Source organism: Phyllobacterium sp. UNC302MFCol5.2, from assembly GCF_000686005.1.
Taxonomy (GTDB): Bacteria; Pseudomonadota; Alphaproteobacteria; order Rhizobiales; family Rhizobiaceae; genus Phyllobacterium; species Phyllobacterium pellucidum.
This window is the reverse complement of record NZ_JMLL01000017.1, coordinates 1-20080: the sequence shown is the minus strand read 5'-3', so window position 1 is coordinate 20080 and position 20080 is coordinate 1. Positions and strand designations below refer to the sequence as shown.

Here is a 20080-nt window from a genome sequence, read left to right as displayed (position 1 = left end):
CTTTTTCCGTATCAGCGAATGACCTGGCGGATTATGGCACCGCCGCGCTCGAAATCGAAGCGCCAAAGCGTCGGCTTCGCTGACATCGCCTTGCTGAGGTCGGAGACGCTCGCAATCTCCGCGCCGTTAACACCGCGAACAATATCGCCGGGTTGCAGCCCGATGCGCGCGGCCGGCGTGTTTGGAAACACCTTATCGATTGCCACACCCTCCGTATCCGACGGAAGGTCGAGACGCGACGCACTGCTGGGCGAGAGTTTGATCACATGCGCGCCGGAAAGGGGATTGCGTCCCTGAATAAGCATTTGATTGTCGGCAGAATCCGGCCGCGGCTTTTCTAGCGCGACGGTGACGGTCTTTTCCTTCGCGCGGCTGAGCACGTCGAACTTTACACTCTTGCCGATACCCGCCGTCGTCAGGCGATAGCCGAGACCGTCCGGATTCTCGATGCGCACGCCATCGACGGAGAGGACGACGTCACCGACCAGCAGTCCACCCTTTTCGGCCGGGCTATCCTTGGTCACCGCAGTCACAAGCGCGCCATAGGGCTGCTTCATGCCGAGGCTCTCGGCGACATCCGGCGTCACGTTCTGGAAGGCAGCACCGATATAGGGCCGCTCGAACGTATCCGCGCCGCCCTTGGCCGTCTCAACAACGGCGCGTACCATATTGGAAGGAATAGCAAATCCGATGCCGATCGAACCACCTGAGCGTGAGAAGATCGCGGTGTTGATGCCGATAAGCTTGCCGCTCATGTCGATGAGTGCGCCGCCGGAATTACCCGGATTAATCGCGGCGTCGGTCTGGATAAAGAAGTCGAAATCGGAAATGCCGACGCGCGTCCGCGCCTGCGCCGAGACGATGCCGCTGGTTACGGTCTGGCCGACACCGAAGGGATTGCCGATCGCAAGAACGAGGTCACCAACCTCCACCTTGTCGGAATCGGCCAGTTGAAGCGATGGCAATGCTTCGCCCGCTTCAATCTTGAGGATGGCAAGATCTGTTGATTCATCCTTCAGCAGCACCTTGGAGTCGAATTCGCGGCCGTCCGACAGCGCAACCTTCACTGTATCGGCATCGCGGATCACGTGGTTGTTGGTCACGATGATGCCGGAAGCATCGGCAATGACGCCAGAACCGAGCGCGGACTGGACGCGCGGCGGCCCATTGAACTGACCGCCGAAAAACTGCTCGAAAAATGGATCGCCTGCGAAAGGCGAGCGGCTTTGAACGGCGTGGGCGGCATAAACATTCACCACGGCGCCCGCCGTCTGCTTGACCAATGGCGCGAAGGAAAGCTGCATGTCACTTCGCGTCGCTGGCAGCTGCCTGGTCGTGTCTGCCGCCGTCTGCGCGAAAACGGGCGCTACAGCGCCGGAAAGCAGTGCTGTGCAGAGAATGAGGGTCCGCGCCGAGGCGGCAACCTTGGAACTCATGGCGATCTCCTGAAGTGATGAATCAGTCAAACTCTCGACCAATGTGGCGCTTTTAGAGCCGAATACCAGCGAAGAAACAAAGCAAATTTGAGACGCAAGCGTGCGCTTGCCCCGCGCAAATTGCCGCTTCTGAAGATCGGCGATTTGGCGTAGAACAAATGCGGGCGTGGTACCGGCGCTCAATGCGAGACGAGCATGGCCAAGGGCGAGTTCCATATCTACCCCAGTCATATTGCCGGGGTTGAAGCTGTAGCTGCTTCCACGGCCCATGCCTTTCCGCGTCACTTTCACGAGCAATACGGTTTTGGTCTCATCGAGCAAGGCGCACAGAAATCCGCGAGCGGCCGCGGCATGGTGGAAGCTGGGGCCGGCAACATGATCACGGTCAATCCCGGTGAGATCCATGACGGGATGCCGATCGGCGATGCCGGGCGCAGCTGGCGCATGCTCTATTTTGATCCGGCCGTCATTGCCGAAGCCACAAGCGAACTCGATGAGGGTGTGGATGGCGATTTCGAGTTCACGCTTCCGGTGATCGATGATGCGCGATTTGCTGTGCCGTTTGTCAGCCTGTTCAAAGCGCTTACTGCGACCGGCCACGGGACCAGCAAGCTGCTATCCGACGAACTGCTCTTGCACATTCTTAAGAGCATGAATCACGAACGAAGAAAGGGCCAGGACAGGTTCCCTGCCCCGGTCCTGCGCGCCATGGCGAAGATCGATGACGATCCTGCGAGAAATATCAGCCTTGCCGATCTCGCCGACATCTGTGGTATCAGCCGCTTTCAAGTGCTTCGCGGGTTCGTCAAGGCCACGGGTCTTTCACCGCATGCCTATTTGATGCAACGCCGGCTCCACCTCGCGCGGCACCTTATTGCGCAGCGCACCAGCCTTGCGGAAGCCGCAGCGGCCAGCGGCTTCGCTGACCAGAGCCACATGACCCGCCTCTTTGTTCGCAAATTCGGGGTCTCTCCGGGTGCCTACGCGGCGTCATACGCCTGACCTTGCAATCTCATTCAAGACGCCACGTTCGGCTTGCTCCAGTTTCGGCCGAGAAACAAAAGGAGCACACAAGTGGGTCTCGAATTCCTCATTACATCATTCATCATCGTCGTTTCGCCGGGCACGGGCGTGGTCTATACGCTGGCAACCGGCCTTTCCCGCGGCGCCTGGGCGAGTGTCGCTGCCGCATTCGGCTGCACGATCGGCATTGTACCGCATATGGCGGCCGCAATCGGCGGATTGGCGGCCATCCTGCACACCAGCGCCGTCGCGTTTCACACGTTCAAGTATCTGGGCGTCGCCTATCTGCTCTATATGGCGTGGAACGCGCTGCGCGAGAACGGCTCGCTCAAGATCGATGCCGATGGCGGTCAGAGTTCGATGGCGGGAATTACGCTGAAGGCGATCCTGATCAACATCCTCAACCCGAAACTGTCGATCTTCTTCCTCGCCTTCCTGCCGCAATTCGTCAGCGCGAACGAGCCGCATCCGCTGCTGCGCATGCTTTGGCTGAGCAGCGTTTTCATGCTGATGACGTTCGTCGTCTTCGTGCTCTATGGACTATTCGCGGCATCGGTACGCAATCAGGTCATCGCCAGGCCACGCATATTGACCTGGCTGCGCCGGAGTTTTGCCGGCGCATTCGTCGTGCTGGGGATGAAGCTTGCGCTGGCCGACCGCTAGCGGGCGCTCAGCACCTTCTGGCATCCGGGCGAAAGCCGCGCCATGTTCTCGCGCAGACAGGCAATTCCCCGACCACCACCGAGCGCCACCGATCGACAGAATGCACGAAAGTCGGGTCCGCATTCCTGCCGGGCGATCGCCATTTCCTCGCGCGGCGTAAAGGCCTTGGCAGCGGGCGCTGCCGCAGCAGGCGCGGTCGCAGCGGGCGCGGGTGTCGTCGCTCCTGCCGCGGGAGCACTTGATCCGCCGATCGCCGCAACCGCACTCTTGCAGGCAGATGAAAGTGATGAACTATGCTGTTGCAGACATGAGAGGGCGGCCTGCCCTCCAGGCTGCACGCCCGAACATTGCGCCATGAAATCGTTGCGGCAGTTGGACTTGATGGCATTTTGCTGGGCCGCTGTCGGCTGCTGCGCATATGCGGTTCCGACAAGAAGCGTCAGCAACAGCATACCAGCCGCCACGAACGCACCCAATGCAGCCGCGCTGCGTTGCAAATGCCTGATTGTTATTTGAAATGCTGCTTCCCGGTCGTCGTTCATCGAACCCTCCCTCGGAATAGACCGCGGGCAGATTGCCGGTCGGGGTCCCTCAACACAAGTACGTAAAAGGGTTACCCGAGCCGGGCACACGATCACGAAAGAGCCTTGCACGACGGTGGGCTGCGGTCGTTCCTACAATGATCAGTCGGGCTCGGTGATGAGGTCTTCGATTGACGCCACCGGTATGATGGCCTGCGCTGTTTGCGCAAGATCACAGTCGAGCGTGATAAAGGCATCGGCCTGAAGCCGGGTCAAGGCGAGATATTCTGCCTGATAAGTGTCAGGCCAATCCAGTTGCTGGGCAATGTCCCAAGCAACCCGCTGGAGGACCCGATCACCGAGCAGACGGAGCTTCAGCGCCCGAAGATAGTCAAGTTTTGCGTTGGCGGCGTTGCGATTGATATCCCCACGCCGAACGGCCTTATAGAGCAGCGCCAGAACTTGCGACCTTAAAAGCGTTGGCGCGAGCAGCTTATGTTTCGCAGGGACTGCCGCGCCGATCTCCGCAAGATGCAAGGCAACGTCAGGGCCAATTACAAAGCGTGCCATAACCAAGGAACTCCCTGATCGGGATCATATCGCGCCCGACTTCTGCAACGTGTGGAACGGACCATGCAGGTTTGACAACAAGTCGGACGTTGTAAAGCGATTTCCGACAAGCGCCAGAGCCGCCAGCCTTTGTACTCCATCGCCCGTCTTGGAGCGGGTCGTGGTGTCCTAGCTCGGCAGCACCTTTAACGCGGAAAGGGGGCACGAGGCCCCCAAATCAACTGCTATAGCTGGCACGCGGTGCTTACGCTGCTTCGGCTTCGTTGGCCTGCTCGGCAGCAACGCGAGCCAAGTCCTTGGAACCCTTGGCGCTGGTGTCGCGATCAACGAATTCGACAACTGCGAGCGGTGCATTATCACCGGTGCGGAAGCCTGCCTTCATGATGCGGATGTAACCACCGTTGCGCTGGCCATAGCGCGGTGCAAGCGTATCGAACAGCTTGGCAACGAGCTTGGCATCGCGGATAGCCGAGATGGCCTGACGACGAGCGTGCAAGTCACCCCGCTTGCCGAGCGTGACAAGCTTTTCAACGATGGGACGAATTTCCTTGGCCTTGGGCAGCGTTGTCACGATCTGCTCATGCTCGATCAACGATGCGGCCATATTGGCAAACATCGCCTTGCGGTGGCTGGCAGTCCGGTTAAGCTTGCGGCCTGAATTACCGTGGCGCATGAGCCTTCTCCTTAGTTTCTTTGTTCGGGCTCACTGCCCGGGCTTTAGACTGTCGGGCGATCTGCCCGGGTTCTTAATACTGGTCTTCGTAGCGCTTCGCGAGATCTTCGATGTTCTCCGGCGGCCACGACGGTACTTCCATGCCAAGATGGAGACCCATGGAAGCCAGAACTTCCTTGATTTCGTTCAGCGACTTGCGGCCGAAGTTCGGGGTGCGCAACATTTCTGCTTCTGTCTTCTGAATGAGATCGCCAATGTAGACGATGTTATCATTCTTGAGGCAGTTTGCCGAACGGACCGAAAGCTCGAGTTCATCGACCTTCTTGAGAAGGGCCGGATTGAACGCCAGTTCGGTAACCTGTTCCTGCTGAACTTCCTTCTGCGGCTCATCGAAGTTGACGAAGATCGCAAGCTGGTCCTGCAGAATGCGCGCTGCATAAGCAACCGCATCTTCACCGGAGATCGAGCCATCGGTTTCGATCGAAAGGATCAGCTTGTCATAGTCGAGAACCTGACCTTCACGGGTGTTCTCGATCTTGTACGAAACCTTGCGTACCGGCGAATAGAGGCTGTCGACCGGGATGAGCCCGATCGGCGCGTCTTCAGCGCGGTTACGGTCGGCGGGCACGTAACCCTTGCCGGTGTTGACGGTGAATTCCATACGGATTTCAGCGCCTTCGTCGAGCGTGCAGATGACGTGTTCCGGGTTGAGGATCTCGATGTCGCCAACGGTCTGGATGTCACCAGCCGTAACGACGCCCGGGCCTTCCTTGCGCACGACCATGCGCTTCGGACCATCGCTCTCCATGTGGATTGCGATTTCCTTGATGTTGAGGACGATATCCGTGACATCCTCGCGAACGCCCGGAATCGACGAGAATTCGTGCAGAACGCCGTCGATCTGTACCGCCGTCACGGCAGCGCCGCGCAGCGAGGACAAAAGCACGCGGCGCAGGGCATTGCCGAGCGTCAGGCCATAACCGCGCTCGAGCGGTTCGGCGACTACCGTTGCCTTGGTCTTCGAGCCGGAGGTCTGAAACTCGACCTTGTTCGGCTTGATAAGTTCTTGCCAGTTCTTCTGGATCATTTAGCTTTTCCCTATCCTTGCCTTTACCACCATCCAATCGTGGCATTGAGGCGTGGAAACCGCAGAGGAGCTGGAAACCCAGCTCATGCGGTCAAAATCCTGTCGCGAAGATTAGACGCGGCGACGCTTGCGCGGACGGCAGCCATTGTGCGGGATCGGCGTTACGTCGCGGATCGACGTAATCGTGAAACCAGCAGCCTGGAGCGCGCGCAGAGCCGATTCACGGCCGGAACCAGGTCCGCAGACCTCGACTTCAAGCGAACGCATGCCATGTTCCTGTGCCTTCTTGGCACAATCTTCAGCGGCCATCTGTGCAGCGAAGGGGGTCGACTTGCGCGAACCCTTGAAACCCTGTGCACCTGCGGAAGACCAGGCAATCGCATTGCCCTGTGCGTCCGTGATGGTGATCATCGTATTGTTGAATGTCGAATTGACGTGGGCAACGCCCGACGAAATATTCTTGCGCTCGCGGCGGCGAACGCGCGTGGCTTCCTTGGCCATGGTAGTCCTTTCAGTTGATCTCGACGCCTCCGTATTTCCAGAGGCTCCACCGTGGTTTCATTTAAAGTGCGAAACCAGCACTGCATCTGCCAGAGGCAGAGCCGGCGCGAGCAATCGCGCCGGCATGAACTTACTTCTTCTTGCCCGCGATTGCCTTGGCAGGACCCTTGCGGGTACGCGCATTGGTATGCGTGCGCTGGCCACGAACCGGCAGCGAGCGGCGATGACGCAGACCGCGGTAGCAGCCCAGATCCATCAGACGCTTGATGTTCATCGAAACTTCACGACGCAGATCACCTTCAACCTGGTAATCGCGGTCGATCGTTTCGCGAATCTGCAAAACTTCCGCATCGGTCAACTGGTTGACACGACGCTCTGCAGGAATGCCGACTTTCTCGACGATTTCCTGCGCAAACTTTTGACCAATCCCGTGAATGTACTGAAGCGCAATTACAACGCGCTTGTTCGTCGGGATGTTGACGCCAGCGATACGTGCCACGTCTATTCTCCTTGTTGACCGGCAGAGCTGGAGTGCCAACACGGCAGCCAGATGGCGGGATGAAAACTTATATCCGGGACAAACATAAACGATCAGCCCCGAACCTGCTTTACCGGATCGGCGCCGACCGCTTCATATCCAAGCGAATTTGCGCCGTACTTGAAGGAATCGCCGCAAAAAGTCAACTCCTTCGATGAAATTATGTCAGATCTATAAATCCGACAGAATTTTTTCGATCGACGCGGTGACATCTTCCATGTCGGCCATGCCATCGACCTTCTTCAACTTGCCCTTGGCATAGTAGTAGCCAATCAATGGCGAGGTCTGCTTGTAGTATGCTTCGAGGCGCGTGCGCACCGTCTCGGCATTGTCGTCCGGCCGGCGCTTGAACTCGGTCGATCCGCACTTGTCGCAGACGCCGGCAACATGCGGCTTCTTGTTGGTGTCGTGATATCCGGTCCCGCACCTGGCGCAGGAGTATCTTCCGGAAATACGCTCGACGAGAACATTGTCGTCCACTTCAAGCTCGATCACGCAGTCCAGCTCGAGCCCCTTGGCCGCAAGCATGTCCTCAACCGCATCCGCCTGTACCAGCGTGCGCGGATAGCCGTCGAGGATGAACCCCTTGACCGCATCCGGCTGGTCGATGCGTTCGGAGACGATCGCATTGACGATCTCGTCGGAAACGAGGTTCCCGGCATCCATCACCGCTTTGGCCTTCAGGCCAACTTCCGTTCCGGCTTTCACCGCCTCGCGCAGCATGTCGCCCGTCGAGAGCTGTGGAATCCCTAGTTTTTCTACCAAGCGCTGAGACTGAGTTCCCTTACCTGCCCCCGGTGGTCCGAGAAGTATTAATCTCATCTGTTGCGTTTCCCCCCACGGAGCTTCGACTTCTTGATCAGCCCTTCATACTGATGCGCAATCAGGTGACCCTGGATCTGTGCAACCGTATCGAGCGTCACGCTCACGACAATCAACAGCGACGTACCGCCGAGATAGAAAGGAACACCCGCCCACGAAATCAGGAATTCTGGCAGCATGCAGATGATGACAAGATAGATAGCGCCAAGAACTGTAATACGCGTCAGGACGTAATCGATGTATTCAGCCGTACGCTCGCCGGGGCGAATGCCGGGAATGAAACCGGAATGCTTCTTCAACTGGTCGGCGGTGTCCTTCGGATTGAAGACGAGCGCCGTATAGAAGAAGGCAAAGAACACGATCATCGCTGCATAGAGCGCCATGTACATCGGCTGGCCATGGCCGAGCGACGACAGCACCGTCGTTGCCCATGCCGGCAGATTGTGGCTCTGCGCGAAGCCGGCGATCGTTGCAGGCAGAAGCAGCAGCGACGAGGCAAAGATCGGCGGAATGACGCCGGCCGTATTCAGCTTCAGCGGCAGATGCGACGTGTCGCCCTGGAACATGCGGTTGCCGACCTGGCGCTTCGGATACTGGATCAGCAGGCGGCGCTGTGCGCGCTCGACGAAGACGATGATGCCGATGACGGCAATCGTCAGGACGATGATCGCAAGGATAACCGTAGTCGACAGAGCGCCGGTACGGCCGAGTTCCAGCGTTCCGGAGATTGCCTGCGGCAGGTTGGCGACGATGCCCGAGAAAATGATCAGCGAAATGCCGTTACCGATGCCGCGGGCAGTGATCTGTTCGCCCAGCCACATCAGGAACATGGTGCCGCCGACGAGCGTGATGACGGTCGAGAACAGGAAGAACGGACCCGGATTGGTCACAATTCCCTGGCTGCCCTGCAGGCCGACTGCGATCGCATAGGCCTGGACCGTTGCGAGCAGCACCGTGCCGTAGCGGGTATACTGGTTGATGACCTTGCGGCCCTGCTCGCCATCCTTCTTCAGCTGCTCCAGCGCCGGTACGACCGACGTCATCAGCTGCACGATGATCGAGGCGGAAATATAAGGCATGATGCCGAGCGCAAAGATCGCCATACGGGCGACGGCACCACCGGCGAACATGTTGAACATCCCGAGGATGCCCTGTGCCTGGTGATTGAATGCCTGTGCGTAAGCGGCAAGATTGATGCCCGGCAGCGGAATGTAGGTACCGAGACGGTAGACCAGCAATGCGCCAAGAGTAAACCAAATGCGCTTCTTGAGCTCTTCAGCCTTCGAGAAAGCAGAGAAATTAAGATTTGACGCGAGCTGTTCTGCGGCTGAAGCCATTATAGTCTCCGGTCTGTGCCCGACGGGGCCTCGCCACCCGAACGGGAATCGGCGGCTCTACCCAGATATGTGCCCTTGATAAAAGGTACAAGCGGCGATCAGGAGATCGCCGCTCGAATAGTCAGATTTTATTCTGCAGCAGCAGGGGCTGCCGGAAGCTTGACGGTACCGCCAGCCTTTTCGATCTTTTCGATCGCAGCCTTGGAGGCACCGGCCACTTCAAGCGTTACCGCCGTCTTGATGTCACCATCGGCCAGCAGGCGAACGCCATCCTTGGCGCGGCGGATGACGCCGGCAGCCTTGAGGGCTTCGAGGGTGATCGACGCCTTCGCATCGAGCTTCTTGGCATCGATGGCAGCCTGGATACGACCGACCGAAACGACGTTGAAGCTCTTGGCGAAGATGTTCGTGAAACCGCGCTTCGGCAAGCGGCGATAGATTGGCATCTGGCCGCCTTCGAAACCGTTGATGGCAACGCCCGAACGCGACTTCTGACCCTTCACACCGCGACCGGCAGTCTTGCCGGAACCGGAGCCGATACCGCGGCCAACGCGCTTGCGAGCCTTGGTGGCGCCTGTGTTTTCACTCAGTTCATTGAGTTTCATCTGAATATCTCCGGTATCAAGCCTCGTCCACGACGCGGACGAGATGTTGAACCTTGGCAATCATGCCACGCACCGAAGGCGTATCTTCAAGCGTGCTGCGGCGATGCATCTTATTGAGGCCCAGGCCGACGAGCGTTGCGCGCTGTTCAACCGGACGGCGGATAGGGCTACCGATCTGTTCGACCGTAACCGTCTTACCCTTCTTTTTCTCAACCATGACTTTGTCCTTTGTCTACAGTGGGCGGAGCCAACGGCCCCTGCCCCGCTGCGCCAGTTCCTGGCCTATTCTTCCGAACCGACCACGTCGCGGCGGCGAGCCTGCAGTGTCGAATACTTGATACCGCGCTGTGCAGCGATTTCCTTCGGATGCATCTGATGCTTGAGGGCATCAAAGGTCGCGCGAACCATGTTGTAGGGGTTCGACGAACCGAGCGACTTGGCGACAACGTCCTGAACGCCGAGCGTTTCGAAGACGGCGCGCATCGGACCACCGGCGATGATGCCGGTACCTGCCGTTGCTGCACGCAGCAGAACCTTGCCGGCGCCATGACGGCCTTCGACGTCGTGATGCAGCGTACGGCCCGAACGAAGCGGTACGAAGATCATCTCACGCTTGGCGGACTCGGTTGCCTTGCGGATGGCTTCCGGCACTTCGCGTGCCTTGCCATGACCGAAGCCTACGCGGCCCTTCTGGTCGCCAACGACGACGAGAGCAGCAAAACCGAAACGCCGGCCGCCCTTGACGACCTTGGCAACACGGTTGATATGGACCAGCTTGTCAACGAATTCGCTATCGCGCTCTTCGTTGCGGCCGCGATCTTCGCGGCTTCTCTTTTCCTGTGCCATGCTCCTAATTCCTTTTTCTTTTCCGGTAGCACGAATGGTTTTTTAAAGTCTGACCCTAGAAGCTAAGGCCAGCTTCGCGAGCAGCTTCGGCAAGCGCCTTCACGCGGCCGTGGTAAATATAGGCGCCACGGTCGAAGACGACTTCCTTGATGCCAGCCTTGACGGCGCGCTCGGCGACGAGCTTGCCGATGAGGGCTGCTGCATCCGAATCTGCACCGGTCTTCAGCTTGCCCTTGAGGTCAGCTTCGAGGGTAGATGCGGATGCAATCGTATGTCCACGCGCGTCGTCGATGACCTGCGCATAGATATTCTTTGAAGAACGGTGGACGCTGAGCCGCGGACGGTCACCGGCAACCGCCTTGAGCTGGCGGCGAACACGCGCAGCGCGACGCTGAATGATTTCTTTCGGCGATGCCATGACACGAATTCCTTACTTCTTCTTGCCTTCTTTGCGAACGATCTTCTCGCCCGCGTACTTGACGCCCTTGCCCTTGTAGGGTTCCGGACCACGATATTCGCGGATCTCGGCAGCGACCTGGCCGACCTGCTGCTTGTCGATACCGGTCACGACGATTTCCGTCGGCTTCGGTACGGCAACAGTGATGCCGGCTGGCACTTCGTAGACCACTTCATGACTGAAGCCGAGCGACAGCTGCAGGTTCTTGCCCTGCATTGCCGCACGATAGCCGACGCCGCTGATCTCGAGACGCTTTTCGAAGCCGTCCTTAACACCTGTGAAGATGTTGACGACCATCGTGCGGCTCATGCCCCACTTCGAGCGTGCGAGCTTCGTATTGTCACGAGGATTGACGCTTACCGCGCCATCCTCGAACTTGACCACAATGTCGTCATTGGCGACGAAGGAGAGTTCTCCCTTCGGGCCCTTGGCCTTGATGGTCTGGCCGTCTACGCTGGCTGTTACGCCCTGCGGGACTGCCACGGGTTTTTTACCGATACGAGACATTTTTCAACCTGTCCGTTTCTTCCTGTTTACAGCCCACGCATTAGAATATGCGGCAGAGCAACTCGCCACCAACATTCTGTTCACGTGCCTCGTGATCCGCCATCACGCCCTTCGGCGTCGACAGGATCGAAATACCAAGGCCGTTTGCAACCTGCGGGATCGACTTGACCGAAACGTAAACGCGACGGCCGGGCTTCGAAATACGGGTAATCTCGCGAATTACCGGTACGTTCTCAAAATACTTCAGCTCGATTTCGATCTCGGACTTGCCGTTTTCGAAATCAACCTGGCTGTATCCGCGGATATAGCCTTCGGACTGAAGAACATCCAGAACGCGGGCGCGAAGCTTAGAGGCAGGGGTCGAAACCTTGCCCTTCTTGCGCATCGTCGCGTTGCGGATGCGGGTCAGCATATCGCCGAGAGGATCATTTACAGACATCTGTTTGCTCCCTTACCAGCTCGACTTCACGACGCCGGGCACCTGGCCGGACGAACCCAGCTGGCGCAATGCGATACGCGACATTTTAAGCTTGCGGTAGTAACCGCGCGGACGGCCCGAAACTTCGCAACGATTGCGGATACGGACCTTGGTGGAATTGCGTGGCAGTTCTGCCAGCTGAATGGTGGCGCGGAAGCGCTCATCCAGCGGCAGCGACTGGTTCATCACGATAGCCTTCAGGCGCGCGCGCTTTGCAGCGAAACGCTTCACCAGAAGACCACGGCGCTTGTTCTTTTCGACTGCGCTCGTCTTAGCCATTTCTAATACCTCGCTACGCTTGCCGTTACTGCCGGAAGGGGAAGTTGAAGGCGCGCAGCAATGCGCGTGCTTCATCATCCGTCTTTGCAGTCGTACAAACGATGATGTCCATGCCCCAGATCTGATCAACCTTGTCGTAGTTGATTTCCGGGAACACAATGTGCTCCTTGATGCCCATGGCGAAATTGCCACGACCGTCAAAGCTCTTTGGATTCAGACCGCGGAAATCTCGAACGCGCGGCAGCGCGATCGTGATCAGGCGATCCAGGAATTCATACATGCGCTCTTTACGAAGAGTGACCTTCGTTCCGATCGGCATATTCTCACGAACCTTGAAGGTAGCGATCGAATTGCGCGCACGCGTAATAACCGGCTTCTGACCGGCAATCAATGCCAGATCTTCAGCTGCGACAGTTGGCTTCTTGGAGTCAGCAGTAGCTTCACCAACGCCCATGTTGAGAACAACCTTGGTGATGCGCGGGATCTGCATCTCGTTGTCATATTTGAACTGCTCGAGAAGAGCCTTGCGTACCACGTCCTGGTACTGCTTCTTCAAGCGGGGTTCGATTTTTGCATCAGCCATCGATCAGATCTCCTGAACGCTTTGCTACACGTACCTTCTTGCCGTCTTCGAGGACCTTGAAGCCAACACGGGTCGGCTTGCCATCCTTAGGGTCGGCGATCGCGAGGTTCGACAGATGGAGCGGCGCTTCTTTCGAAATGATGCCGGCTTCCTGGTTCTGTGTCTGCTTCTGGTGACGCTTGACAACATTGACGCCGCGAACGAGCGCCTGCTCATCCTTCGGCAAAACTTTGATTACTTCGCCGGTACGGCCCTTGTCCTTACCAGCCAGAACGACAACGCGGTCGCCTTTACGGATCTTCTGCATCGTCTGCTCCTTACAAAACTTCTGGAGCCAGCGAGATGATCTTCATGTGGCTTTTTGCGCGGAGTTCGCGCGGAACCGGTCCGAAGATACGTGTGCCGATAGGCTCTTTCTTGTTGTCGATCAAAACGGCTGCGTTCTTGTCGAAACGAATAACGCTACCGTCCGGGCGGCGGATGTCCTTGGCAGTGCGAACAACCACTGCCTTCATCACGTCACCTTTTTTAACGCGGCCGCGCGGAATTGCTTCCTTGATCGAAACGACAATGATGTCGCCGACCGAAGCATATTTCCGCTTCGAACCGCCCAGCACCTTGATGCACATGACACGACGTGCGCCGGAATTATCCGCCACGTCGAGGTTTGTTTGCATCTGAATCATGACTAGCCGCCTTCTTCTTGTTCAACCGGACTGGGCTTTCCTTGCCCCTCGCGATTGTTGCGTACTTACATACAGATAATTAGCTCGCCGGGGCGTCCGTTACGACAACCCAACGCTTGTCTTTCGAAATCGGCTTGGATTCCTCGATGGAAACCGCGTCGCCGACCTTGAACTGGTTATTCTCGTCATGCGCCTTGTACTTCTTCGACTGGCGCACAGTCTTCTGGAGGAGCGGGTGCGAATAGCGCCGCTCGACCTTGACCACAACGGTCTTGTCGTTTTTGTCGCTCACGACAACGCCCTGCAGAATGCGTTTAGGCATGGTTTTCTTCCTTAAGCCTTGCTCTCGACCGCTTTCTGGCGGGCGACAGTCTTGATGCGCGCAATATCACGGCGGATCTGCCGGACGCGAGCGGTTTTTTCCAACTGGCCGGTTGCCTTCTGGAAGCGCAGGTTGAACTGCTCTTTCTTCAGGGAACCCAATTCTTCATTCAACTGATCGAGGCTCATCGCCCGGACTTCTGCGGATTTCATAACATCCACCCCTTATTCTGCGATGCGCTGAATAAAGCGCGTCTTGACCGAAAGCTTGGCCGCGCCGAGACGCAGTGCCTCACGGGCAAGCTCTTCCGAAACGCCGTCGAGCTCGAACATGACGCGGCCTGGTGCGACGCGGGCTGCCCAATAATCGACCGAACCCTTGCCCTTACCCATACGGACTTCGGTAGGCTTCGATGTGACCGGAACATCCGGGAATACCCGGATCCAAACACGACCGGCACGCTTCATGTGACGGGTAATTGCACGGCGAGCGGCTTCGATCTCACGCGCCGTAACGCGGTTCGGCTCGAGGGCCTTCAGGCCGAAAGCACCAAAATTAAGATCCGTACCGCCCTTCGACGCGCCGTGGATACGGCCCTTGAACTGCTTGCGGAACTTTGTGCGCTTAGGCTGCAGCATTGTTCTCTACTCCAAAATTCACGATCCGGAAAGACGCTAATTAAGCGTTTTCGCGGCGACGGTTCGAACCCTGATGGCTATCACCCTCGACAGCACGGCGCTCGGAAGCCATGGGATCGTGCTCAAGGATTTCGCCCTTGAAGACCCAGACCTTGACGCCGCAAATGCCATAAGCAGTGTGAGCTTCAGCAGTTCCGTAATCGATATCGGCACGAAGGGTGTGCAAAGGCACGCGGCCTTCACGGTACCATTCCATACGCGCAATTTCCGCGCCGCCGAGGCGACCCGAGCAATTGATACGAATGCCTTCAGCACCAAGACGCATGGCCGACTGAACGGCGCGCTTCATGGCACGGCGGAATGCAACGCGGCGCTCGAGCTGCTGAGCGATCGACTGGGCAACGAGCGTTGCGTCAGTCTCCGGCTTGCGGACTTCGACGATATTGAGCGCGGCATCGGCATTGGTCATTTCTGACAGCTTGCGACGCAGCTTCTCGATATCGGCGCCCTTCTTGCCGATGATCAGGCCCGGACGGGCGGCATGGATCGTTACGCGGCACTTCTTGTGCGGACGCTCGATCACAACCTTGGAGATCGCAGCCTGCTTCAGTTCGTCCATCAGATACTTGCGGATCTTCAGGTCTTCATGCAGCAGCTTGCCGTATTCACCCGTATTCGCATACCAACGCGAATCCCAGGTCCGATTGATACCGAGGCGGAAGCCAACCGGATTAATCTTCTGGCCCATTATGCGGCCTCCCCTTTTTCCTGTGCTTCGCGAACGACGATCGTCAGATGCGAGAACGGCTTCTCGATCCGGCTTGCACGACCGCGACCACGAACATGGAAGCGCTTCATCACGATTGACTTGCCTACATAGGCTTCGGCAACAACCAGAGCATCAACATCCAGGTCATGGTTGTTTTCCGCGTTGGCGATAGCCGATTCGAGAGTCTTTTTCACCGTGCCTGCAATCCGCTTGCGCGAAAATTCCAGATCGGCAAGAGCGGCATTGACCTTCTTGCCGCGGATCATTGCAGCCACCAGATTAAGCTTCTGAGGGCTGATGCGGAGCGTGCGGGCAACGGCTTTCGCCTCGTTGTCCTTAAGCTGGCGCGGAGCCTTAGCCTTGCCCATCGTTATTTCCTCTTCGCCTTCTTGTCCGCGCCGTGACCGTAGTAGGTCCGCGTCGGAGCGAATTCACCAAACTTGTGTCCGATCATCTCTTCGTTGACCGAAACGGGAACATGCTTGTTACCGTTGTAGACGCCGAACGTCAGACCGACGAACTGCGGCAGGATCGTGGAGCGACGGCTCCAGATCTTGATAACTTCGCTGCGACCGCCCTCACGTACCTTCTCAGCCTTCTTGAGAAGATAGCCATCGATGAACGGGCCTTTCCAAACTGAACGAGCCATTTCAGACTACCTCTCTTACTTCTTGCGCTGATGACGCGAACGAGCGATGAACTTGTCCGTCGACTTGTTGGAGCGCGTCTTCTTGCCCTTCGTGGGCTTGCCCCACGGAGAAACCGGATGACGACCACCGGACGTACGACCTTCACCACCACCGTGCGGGTGATCGACAGGGTTCATGGCGACGCCGCGAACGTGCGGGCGCTTGCCCAGCCAGCGGCTGCGACCTGCCTTGCCGAGGCTGATATTGCCATGGTCCGGGTTCGAAACCGCACCGACCGTTGCAAAGCACGAGCCGTGAACGAGGCGCTGTTCACCCGAGTTCAGGCGAAGGATCGCCATGCCCTGGTCGCGGCCGACGAGCTGTGCATAGGTGCCAGCCGAACGGGCGATCTGGCCACCCTTGCCCGGCTTCATCTCCACATTGTGGATGATGGTGCCGACCGGGATTGCCGACAGGGGCATTGCATTGCCCGGCTTGACGTCGGTCTGTGCACCGGCGATGACGCTGTCGCCAACGGCCAGGCGCTGCGGCGCCAGGATGTAGCTCAGCTCGCCATCTTCGTAACGGATGAGCGCGATGAATGCGGTCCGGTTCGGATCGTATTCAAGCCGTTCAACCTTGGCAGCGACATCATGCTTGCGACGCTTGAAGTCGACGAAGCGATAGGTGCGCTTGTGCCCGCCACCCTGGTAGCGTGCAGTGACGCGACCCGTGTTGTTGCGACCACCCTTCGATACGAGACCTTCGGTCAGAGCCTTGACAGGTTTGCCCTTGTAGAGCTCCGAACGGTCCACGATCACCAGCTGACGCTGGCTTGGTGTGGTTGGATTATAATTCTTGAGTGCCATTGTCTTTACTCCACGGCCCCTCAGAGACCAGTCGAAACATCGATCGACTGCCCTTCGGCGAGCGTCACGACTGCTTTCTTGACATCACTCTGGCGCCCGACGATGCCGCGGAACCGCTTCACCTTGCCTTTGCGCACAGCTGTATTGACTGCAGTGACCTTCACGCGGAACAGCGCTTCGACTGCGGCCTTGATTTCCGGCTTCGTTGCCTTGCGGGCTACGTTGAAGACGACCTGGTTGTTTTCAGAAACCAGGGTCGACTTCTCGGTGATGACCGGGCTGACGATCACGTCGTAATGGCGAAGATCAGTCATTTGAAACGCTCCTCGAGAGCTTCAACCGCTGCCTTGGAAAGCACGAGCTTGCCACGGCGCAGGATGTCGTAAACATTGATGCCCTGGATCGGCAGGACGTCGATGTTCGGAATGTTCGAAGCAGCGCGACGGAAATTCGCATCGATCTCGGCACCGCCGATGAGAAGCGCATTTTCGAGGCCAAGCTTGGCGAACTGCGAAACAAGAACCTTGGTCTTGCCTTCGGCTGCGGCCAGGTCATCGACGATGATCAGGTCGGAAGCCTTGACCTTGGCAGACAGGGCATGACGAAGCGCAAGGGCGCGGACCTTCTTCGGCAGCGCATGTTCGTGGCTGTGAACAACCGGACCATGAGCCTTGCCGCCGCCGCGGAACTGCGGTGCACGTGCCGAATGGTGACGGGCGCGGCCCGTACCCTTCTGCTTGTACATCTTGGCGCCGGTGCGTGCGATTTCCGAACGGCCCTTTGCCTTGTGCGTTCCCTGCTGCTTCTTGGCGAGCTGGTAACGGACCATGCGCTGAAGGATGTCGTCGCGCGGTTCAAGGCCGAAAATCTCCTCGGAGAGTTCCACCTTGCCGGCGTCCTTGCCTTCAAGTGTTGTAATCGAAAGGTCCATTATTCGGCTCCCTCAGTTGTCTGCGCCACTTCTGCATCAGACACAGCGGCTGTCGCGTTTGCTGCCTGGCGGAGACCAGCCGGCTTCGGAGCGTTGTCCGGCAGCGCTACCTTGACGGCATCGCGTACCAGAATCCAAGCACCCTTCGAACCCGGAACCGCACCACGAACCAGAATGAGCCCGCGATCGAGATCGGTCGAAACGACTTCGATATTCTGCGTCGTCACGCGGGTCTGACCCATGTGACCGGCCATCTTCTTGCCCTTGAACACCTTGCCCGGATCCTGGCGCTGACCAGTTGAACCGTGTGCGCGGTGGGTAACGGAGTTACCGTGCGAAGCGCGGTGACCGCCGAAGTTGTGCCGCTTCATCGAACCGGCAAAACCCTTGCCGATCGAAGTACCGGTCACGTCGACCTTCTGGCCGGCAACGTAATGCTCCGCAGTGATCTCGACGCCGACATCAAGAAGATTATCGGCAGAGACGCGGAACTCCGCGACCTTGGCCTTCGGCTCGACCGAGGCAGTCGCGAAATGGCCGCGCAGGCCCTTCGTCGTATTCTTAACCTTGGCCAGACCAACACCGAGCTGAACGGCCGTGTAGCCATTCTTCTCGACTGTACGCTGAGCCACAACCTGACAATTCTCCATCCGGAGTACTGTCACCGGCACATGCTCACCTGCGTCGTTATAGACGCGAGTCATGCCCAGCTTCTGTGCAATTACACCTGAACGCATCGGTTCGTCCTTCCGTCCTCAAGCCTTACAGCTTGATCTCGACATCAACACCAGCGGAGAGATCGAGCTTCATCAGCGCGTCTACAGTCTGCGGCGTTGGGTCTACGATATCGAGAAGACGCTTATGAGTGCGCATCTCGAACTGTTCGCGGCTCTTCTTGTCGATGTGCGGCGACCGGTTAACAGTGAACTTCTCGATCCGTGTAGGAAGCGGGATCGGTCCGCGCACGTTGGCACCGGTACGCTTGGCAGTCGACACGATTTCCCGCGTCGAATCGTCAAGGATCCGATGATCAAACGCCTTGAGGCGAATGCGGATGTTTTGACCGTTCATTTCATCTTTTCCTTGTTTAGCGGAGACGCCATGTAACAGGCGCCTCTGCATAAAACCTTAATTTTACTCAATGATCGACGAGACGATGCCGGCACCAACGGTGCGGCCGCCTTCACGGATAGCGAAGCGGAGCTTCTCTTCCATGGCGATCGGCACGATCAGCGTCACATCGACTGCGATGTTGTCGCCGGGCATGACCATTTCCGTGCCTTCCGGCAGCGTCACAACACCCGTCACGTCGGTCGTGCGGAAGTAGAACTGCGGACGGTAGTTGGAGAAGAACGGCGTATGACGGCCACCTTCGTCCTTGGTCAGGATATAGGCTTCCGCCTTGAACTTGGTGTGCGGCTTCACGGAACCGGGCTTGGCCAGAATCTGGCCGCGCTCGACGTCCTCACGGCCAACGCCGCGGATCAGTGCACCGATGTTGTCGCCGGCCTGGCCCTGGTCGAGCAGCTTGCGGAACATTTCAACGCCCGTCACCGTCGTCTTCGAGGTCGGACGGATGCCGATGATCTCGACTTCCTCGCCCACCTTGACGATACCGCGCTCGACGCGACCCGTCACAACCGTGCCGCGGCCCGAGATCGAGAACACGTCTTCGATCGGCATCAGGAACGGCTGGTCGATCGGACGCTCCGGCGTCGGAATGTACTTGTCGACTTCCGCCATCAGCGCGCGAACCGCGTCTTCGCCGATTTCCTTGTTGCTGTCTTCAAGCGCGGCAAGCGCCGAACCCTTGACGATCGGAATGTCGTCGCCCGGGAAGTCGTACTTCGACAGAAGCTCGCGCACTTCGAGTTCGACGAGCTCGAGGAGCTCGGCGTCATCAACCTGGTCGACCTTGTTCAGGAACACGACGATCGCCGGAACGCCAACCTGACGGGCCAAGAGGATGTGCTCGCGGGTCTGCGGCATCGGGCCGTCGGCAGCCGAAACGACGAGGATCGCGCCGTCCATCTGCGCCGCGCCAGTGATCATGTTCTTCACATAGTCGGCGTGGCCGGGGCAATCGACGTGGGCATAGTGACGGTTGGCCGTCTCGTACTCGACGTGCGCCGTCGAGATCGTGATGCCGCGCGCCTTTTCTTCCGGCGCTGCGTCGATCTGGTCGTACGCCTTGTACTCACCAAAATACTTCGTAATCGCTGCCGTCAACGACGTCTTGCCATGGTCAACGTGACCAATCGTGCCAATGTTGACGTGCGGCTTGTTACGTTCAAACTTGCTCTTAGCCAT

The 20080-nt window shown here is 58.2% G+C and carries 33 protein-coding genes; 2 read left to right on the top strand and 31 right to left on the bottom strand.

From position 1 onward, the window contains the following. Positions 1–11 precede the first annotated feature (11 nt). Positions 12–1436 (bottom strand): DegQ family serine endoprotease, encoded by a 1425-nt coding sequence (locus tag BR48_RS0121455; protein ID WP_027233188.1) that lies wholly within the window; start codon positions 1434–1436, stop codon positions 12–14. 195 nt (positions 1437–1631) lie between these two features. Between BR48_RS0121455 and BR48_RS0121450 the strand changes: the two genes are divergently transcribed. Both BR48_RS0121450 and BR48_RS0121445 read left to right on the top strand, forming a co-directional pair. Further along, positions 1632–2438, top strand: a complete 807-nt coding sequence (locus BR48_RS0121450; protein ID WP_027233187.1) for an AraC family transcriptional regulator — start codon at positions 1632–1634, stop codon at positions 2436–2438. A gap of 72 nt (positions 2439–2510) precedes the next feature. Then, positions 2511–3122 carry a LysE family translocator gene (locus tag BR48_RS0121445; protein ID WP_027233186.1) on the top strand — a complete coding sequence of 204 codons (612 nt, stop codon included), beginning with the start codon at positions 2511–2513 and terminating at the stop codon, positions 3120–3122. Here BR48_RS0121445 and BR48_RS25210 read toward each other — a convergent pair. The 30 genes from BR48_RS25210 to tuf all read right to left on the bottom strand — a co-directional run. Next, positions 3119–3664 (bottom strand): hypothetical protein, encoded by a 546-nt coding sequence (locus BR48_RS25210; protein ID WP_051615360.1) that lies wholly within the window; start codon positions 3662–3664, stop codon positions 3119–3121. The genes BR48_RS0121445 and BR48_RS25210 overlap by 4 nt on opposite strands. Before the next feature lie 141 nt (positions 3665–3805). Beyond that, a complete protein-coding gene (locus BR48_RS26745; protein WP_027233185.1) occupies positions 3806–4213 on the bottom strand; it encodes a type II toxin-antitoxin system VapC family toxin in 408 nt (135 codons plus the stop codon). A gap of 244 nt (positions 4214–4457) precedes the next feature. Further along, positions 4458–4886 carry a 50S ribosomal protein L17 gene (rplQ, locus tag BR48_RS0121430; RefSeq protein ID WP_027233184.1) on the bottom strand — a complete coding sequence of 143 codons (429 nt, stop codon included), beginning with the start codon at positions 4884–4886 and terminating at the stop codon, positions 4458–4460. Between the two features lie 73 nt (positions 4887–4959). Next, the gene (locus BR48_RS0121425) at positions 4960–5973 is read right to left on the bottom strand and encodes a DNA-directed RNA polymerase subunit alpha (RefSeq protein WP_027233183.1); all 1014 of its coding nucleotides are present in this window, start codon (positions 5971–5973) and stop codon (positions 4960–4962) included. 111 nt (positions 5974–6084) lie between these two features. Next, positions 6085–6474, bottom strand: coding sequence for a 30S ribosomal protein S11 (gene rpsK / locus BR48_RS0121420; protein WP_008124952.1), 390 nt, complete (start codon positions 6472–6474; stop codon positions 6085–6087). A 130-nt stretch (positions 6475–6604) separates the two neighbouring features. Next, complete coding sequence (gene rpsM / locus BR48_RS0121415; protein WP_027233182.1) at positions 6605–6973, bottom strand: 30S ribosomal protein S13; 369 nt, start codon at positions 6971–6973, stop codon at positions 6605–6607. A gap of 210 nt (positions 6974–7183) precedes the next feature. After that, positions 7184–7834 (bottom strand): adenylate kinase, encoded by a 651-nt coding sequence (locus BR48_RS0121410; protein ID WP_027233181.1) that lies wholly within the window; start codon positions 7832–7834, stop codon positions 7184–7186. Further along, positions 7831–9171 carry a preprotein translocase subunit SecY gene (gene secY / locus BR48_RS0121405; protein ID WP_027233180.1) on the bottom strand — a complete coding sequence of 447 codons (1341 nt, stop codon included), beginning with the start codon at positions 9169–9171 and terminating at the stop codon, positions 7831–7833. The genes BR48_RS0121410 and secY overlap by 4 nt, the downstream gene beginning before the upstream one ends. 128 nt (positions 9172–9299) lie before the next feature. Further along, positions 9300–9776 carry a 50S ribosomal protein L15 gene (rplO, locus tag BR48_RS0121400; RefSeq protein WP_027233179.1) on the bottom strand — a complete coding sequence of 159 codons (477 nt, stop codon included), beginning with the start codon at positions 9774–9776 and terminating at the stop codon, positions 9300–9302. A gap of 16 nt (positions 9777–9792) precedes the next feature. Continuing rightward, complete coding sequence (gene rpmD, locus BR48_RS0121395) at positions 9793–9993, bottom strand: 50S ribosomal protein L30 (RefSeq protein ID WP_027233178.1); 201 nt, start codon at positions 9991–9993, stop codon at positions 9793–9795. A 65-nt stretch (positions 9994–10058) separates the two neighbouring features. Next, the gene (rpsE, locus tag BR48_RS0121390; RefSeq protein ID WP_027233177.1) at positions 10059–10622 is read right to left on the bottom strand and encodes a 30S ribosomal protein S5; all 564 of its coding nucleotides are present in this window, start codon (positions 10620–10622) and stop codon (positions 10059–10061) included. Between the two features lie 55 nt (positions 10623–10677). Further along, positions 10678–11040 carry a 50S ribosomal protein L18 gene (gene rplR, locus BR48_RS0121385; protein WP_027233176.1) on the bottom strand — a complete coding sequence of 121 codons (363 nt, stop codon included), beginning with the start codon at positions 11038–11040 and terminating at the stop codon, positions 10678–10680. 12 nt (positions 11041–11052) lie between these two features. Then, a complete protein-coding gene (rplF, locus tag BR48_RS0121380) occupies positions 11053–11586 on the bottom strand; it encodes a 50S ribosomal protein L6 (RefSeq protein ID WP_027233175.1) in 534 nt (177 codons plus the stop codon). A gap of 40 nt (positions 11587–11626) precedes the next feature. Further along, on the bottom strand, positions 11627–12025 hold the full coding sequence (gene rpsH, locus BR48_RS0121375) for a 30S ribosomal protein S8 (RefSeq protein ID WP_027233174.1): 399 nt from the start codon (positions 12023–12025) through the stop codon (positions 11627–11629). Positions 12026–12037: 12 nt separating this feature from the next. Then, positions 12038–12343 carry a 30S ribosomal protein S14 gene (gene rpsN, locus BR48_RS0121370; protein WP_027233173.1) on the bottom strand — a complete coding sequence of 102 codons (306 nt, stop codon included), beginning with the start codon at positions 12341–12343 and terminating at the stop codon, positions 12038–12040. A gap of 25 nt (positions 12344–12368) precedes the next feature. After that, the gene (rplE, locus tag BR48_RS0121365) at positions 12369–12926 is read right to left on the bottom strand and encodes a 50S ribosomal protein L5 (RefSeq protein ID WP_027233172.1); all 558 of its coding nucleotides are present in this window, start codon (positions 12924–12926) and stop codon (positions 12369–12371) included. Then, on the bottom strand, positions 12919–13233 hold the full coding sequence (gene rplX, locus BR48_RS0121360) for a 50S ribosomal protein L24 (RefSeq protein ID WP_027233171.1): 315 nt from the start codon (positions 13231–13233) through the stop codon (positions 12919–12921). Before rplX ends, rplE begins: the two co-directional genes overlap by 8 nt. 10 nt (positions 13234–13243) lie before the next feature. Continuing rightward, positions 13244–13612 carry a 50S ribosomal protein L14 gene (gene rplN / locus BR48_RS0121355; RefSeq protein ID WP_027233170.1) on the bottom strand — a complete coding sequence of 123 codons (369 nt, stop codon included), beginning with the start codon at positions 13610–13612 and terminating at the stop codon, positions 13244–13246. A gap of 79 nt (positions 13613–13691) precedes the next feature. Then, on the bottom strand, positions 13692–13934 hold the full coding sequence (rpsQ, locus tag BR48_RS0121350) for a 30S ribosomal protein S17 (protein ID WP_027233169.1): 243 nt from the start codon (positions 13932–13934) through the stop codon (positions 13692–13694). 11 nt (positions 13935–13945) lie between these two features. Continuing rightward, on the bottom strand, positions 13946–14146 hold the full coding sequence (rpmC, locus tag BR48_RS0121345) for a 50S ribosomal protein L29 (RefSeq protein ID WP_027233168.1): 201 nt from the start codon (positions 14144–14146) through the stop codon (positions 13946–13948). 12 nt (positions 14147–14158) lie between these two features. Further along, positions 14159–14572, bottom strand: a complete 414-nt coding sequence (gene rplP, locus BR48_RS0121340) for a 50S ribosomal protein L16 (RefSeq protein WP_027233167.1) — start codon at positions 14570–14572, stop codon at positions 14159–14161. Between the two features lie 40 nt (positions 14573–14612). Continuing rightward, entirely contained in the window at positions 14613–15320 is a 708-nt protein-coding gene (gene rpsC / locus BR48_RS0121335) for a 30S ribosomal protein S3 (RefSeq protein ID WP_027233166.1), read from the bottom strand. Beyond that, complete coding sequence (gene rplV / locus BR48_RS0121330; protein ID WP_027233165.1) at positions 15320–15709, bottom strand: 50S ribosomal protein L22; 390 nt, start codon at positions 15707–15709, stop codon at positions 15320–15322. The genes rpsC and rplV overlap by 1 nt, the downstream gene beginning before the upstream one ends. A gap of 2 nt (positions 15710–15711) precedes the next feature. Then, a complete protein-coding gene (gene rpsS / locus BR48_RS0121325; protein ID WP_008124912.1) occupies positions 15712–15990 on the bottom strand; it encodes a 30S ribosomal protein S19 in 279 nt (92 codons plus the stop codon). Between the two features lie 15 nt (positions 15991–16005). Next, on the bottom strand, positions 16006–16839 hold the full coding sequence (rplB, locus tag BR48_RS0121320) for a 50S ribosomal protein L2 (RefSeq protein ID WP_027233164.1): 834 nt from the start codon (positions 16837–16839) through the stop codon (positions 16006–16008). A gap of 20 nt (positions 16840–16859) precedes the next feature. Beyond that, the gene (locus BR48_RS0121315; protein ID WP_027233163.1) at positions 16860–17153 is read right to left on the bottom strand and encodes a 50S ribosomal protein L23; all 294 of its coding nucleotides are present in this window, start codon (positions 17151–17153) and stop codon (positions 16860–16862) included. Beyond that, a complete protein-coding gene (rplD, locus tag BR48_RS0121310; protein WP_027233162.1) occupies positions 17150–17770 on the bottom strand; it encodes a 50S ribosomal protein L4 in 621 nt (206 codons plus the stop codon). Before rplD ends, BR48_RS0121315 begins: the two co-directional genes overlap by 4 nt. Then, a complete protein-coding gene (gene rplC, locus BR48_RS0121305) occupies positions 17770–18507 on the bottom strand; it encodes a 50S ribosomal protein L3 (protein ID WP_027233161.1) in 738 nt (245 codons plus the stop codon). The genes rplD and rplC overlap by 1 nt, the downstream gene beginning before the upstream one ends. Positions 18508–18532: 25 nt before the next feature. Beyond that, on the bottom strand, positions 18533–18841 hold the full coding sequence (rpsJ, locus tag BR48_RS0121300; RefSeq protein ID WP_008124902.1) for a 30S ribosomal protein S10: 309 nt from the start codon (positions 18839–18841) through the stop codon (positions 18533–18535). Between the two features lie 63 nt (positions 18842–18904). Further along, positions 18905–20080, bottom strand: a 1176-nt coding sequence (gene tuf / locus BR48_RS0121295) for an elongation factor Tu (RefSeq protein WP_027231390.1), incomplete at its 5' end; no start/stop codon positions are given.

Coding starts and splice junctions, on each gene's coding strand:
- BR48_RS0121450 (WP_027233187.1), top strand. CDS start 1,632: ATGGCCAAGGGCGAGTTCCATATCTACCCCAGTCATATTGCCGGGGTT.
- rpsQ (WP_027233169.1), bottom strand. CDS start 13,934: ATGCCTAAACGCATTCTGCAGGGCGTTGTCGTGAGCGACAAAAACGAC.
- BR48_RS0121410 (WP_027233181.1), bottom strand. CDS start 7,834: ATGAGATTAATACTTCTCGGACCACCGGGGGCAGGTAAGGGAACTCAG.
- rpsE (WP_027233177.1), bottom strand. CDS start 10,622: ATGGCACAGGAAAAGAGAAGCCGCGAAGATCGCGGCCGCAACGAAGAG.
- rpsC (WP_027233166.1), bottom strand. CDS start 15,320: ATGGGCCAGAAGATTAATCCGGTTGGCTTCCGCCTCGGTATCAATCGG.
- rpsK (WP_008124952.1), bottom strand. CDS start 6,474: ATGGCCAAGGAAGCCACGCGCGTTCGCCGCCGCGAGCGCAAGAATATT.
- rplX (WP_027233171.1), bottom strand. CDS start 13,233: ATGCAGAAGATCCGTAAAGGCGACCGCGTTGTCGTTCTGGCTGGTAAG.
- secY (WP_027233180.1), bottom strand. CDS start 9,171: ATGGCTTCAGCCGCAGAACAGCTCGCGTCAAATCTTAATTTCTCTGCT.
- rpsS (WP_008124912.1), bottom strand. CDS start 15,990: ATGGCTCGTTCAGTTTGGAAAGGCCCGTTCATCGATGGCTATCTTCTC.
- rplO (WP_027233179.1), bottom strand. CDS start 9,776: ATGAAACTCAATGAACTGAGTGAAAACACAGGCGCCACCAAGGCTCGC.
- BR48_RS0121315 (WP_027233163.1), bottom strand. CDS start 17,153: ATGACTGATCTTCGCCATTACGACGTGATCGTCAGCCCGGTCATCACC.
- BR48_RS0121425 (WP_027233183.1), bottom strand. CDS start 5,973: ATGATCCAGAAGAACTGGCAAGAACTTATCAAGCCGAACAAGGTCGAG.
- rplF (WP_027233175.1), bottom strand. CDS start 11,586: ATGTCTCGTATCGGTAAAAAACCCGTGGCAGTCCCGCAGGGCGTAACA.
- rplQ (WP_027233184.1), bottom strand. CDS start 4,886: ATGCGCCACGGTAATTCAGGCCGCAAGCTTAACCGGACTGCCAGCCAC.
- rpmD (WP_027233178.1), bottom strand. CDS start 9,993: ATGGTTGAGAAAAAGAAGGGTAAGACGGTTACGGTCGAACAGATCGGT.
- rplR (WP_027233176.1), bottom strand. CDS start 11,040: ATGGCATCGCCGAAAGAAATCATTCAGCGTCGCGCTGCGCGTGTTCGC.
- BR48_RS25210 (WP_051615360.1), bottom strand. CDS start 3,664: ATGAACGACGACCGGGAAGCAGCATTTCAAATAACAATCAGGCATTTG.
- rplD (WP_027233162.1), bottom strand. CDS start 17,770: ATGGACCTTTCGATTACAACACTTGAAGGCAAGGACGCCGGCAAGGTG.
- rplE (WP_027233172.1), bottom strand. CDS start 12,926: ATGGCTGATGCAAAAATCGAACCCCGCTTGAAGAAGCAGTACCAGGAC.
- rplN (WP_027233170.1), bottom strand. CDS start 13,612: ATGATTCAGATGCAAACAAACCTCGACGTGGCGGATAATTCCGGCGCA.
- rplC (WP_027233161.1), bottom strand. CDS start 18,507: ATGCGTTCAGGTGTAATTGCACAGAAGCTGGGCATGACTCGCGTCTAT.
- rpmC (WP_027233168.1), bottom strand. CDS start 14,146: ATGAAATCCGCAGAAGTCCGGGCGATGAGCCTCGATCAGTTGAATGAA.
- rplB (WP_027233164.1), bottom strand. CDS start 16,839: ATGGCACTCAAGAATTATAATCCAACCACACCAAGCCAGCGTCAGCTG.
- rplP (WP_027233167.1), bottom strand. CDS start 14,572: ATGCTGCAGCCTAAGCGCACAAAGTTCCGCAAGCAGTTCAAGGGCCGT.
- rpsJ (WP_008124902.1), bottom strand. CDS start 18,841: ATGAACGGTCAAAACATCCGCATTCGCCTCAAGGCGTTTGATCATCGG.
- BR48_RS0121455 (WP_027233188.1), bottom strand. CDS start 1,436: ATGAGTTCCAAGGTTGCCGCCTCGGCGCGGACCCTCATTCTCTGCACA.
- rpsN (WP_027233173.1), bottom strand. CDS start 12,343: ATGGCTAAGACGAGCGCAGTCGAAAAGAACAAGCGCCGTGGTCTTCTG.
- BR48_RS26745 (WP_027233185.1), bottom strand. CDS start 4,213: ATGGCACGCTTTGTAATTGGCCCTGACGTTGCCTTGCATCTTGCGGAG.
- rpsH (WP_027233174.1), bottom strand. CDS start 12,025: ATGTCTGTAAATGATCCTCTCGGCGATATGCTGACCCGCATCCGCAAC.
- rplV (WP_027233165.1), bottom strand. CDS start 15,709: ATGGGCAAGGCTAAGGCTCCGCGCCAGCTTAAGGACAACGAGGCGAAA.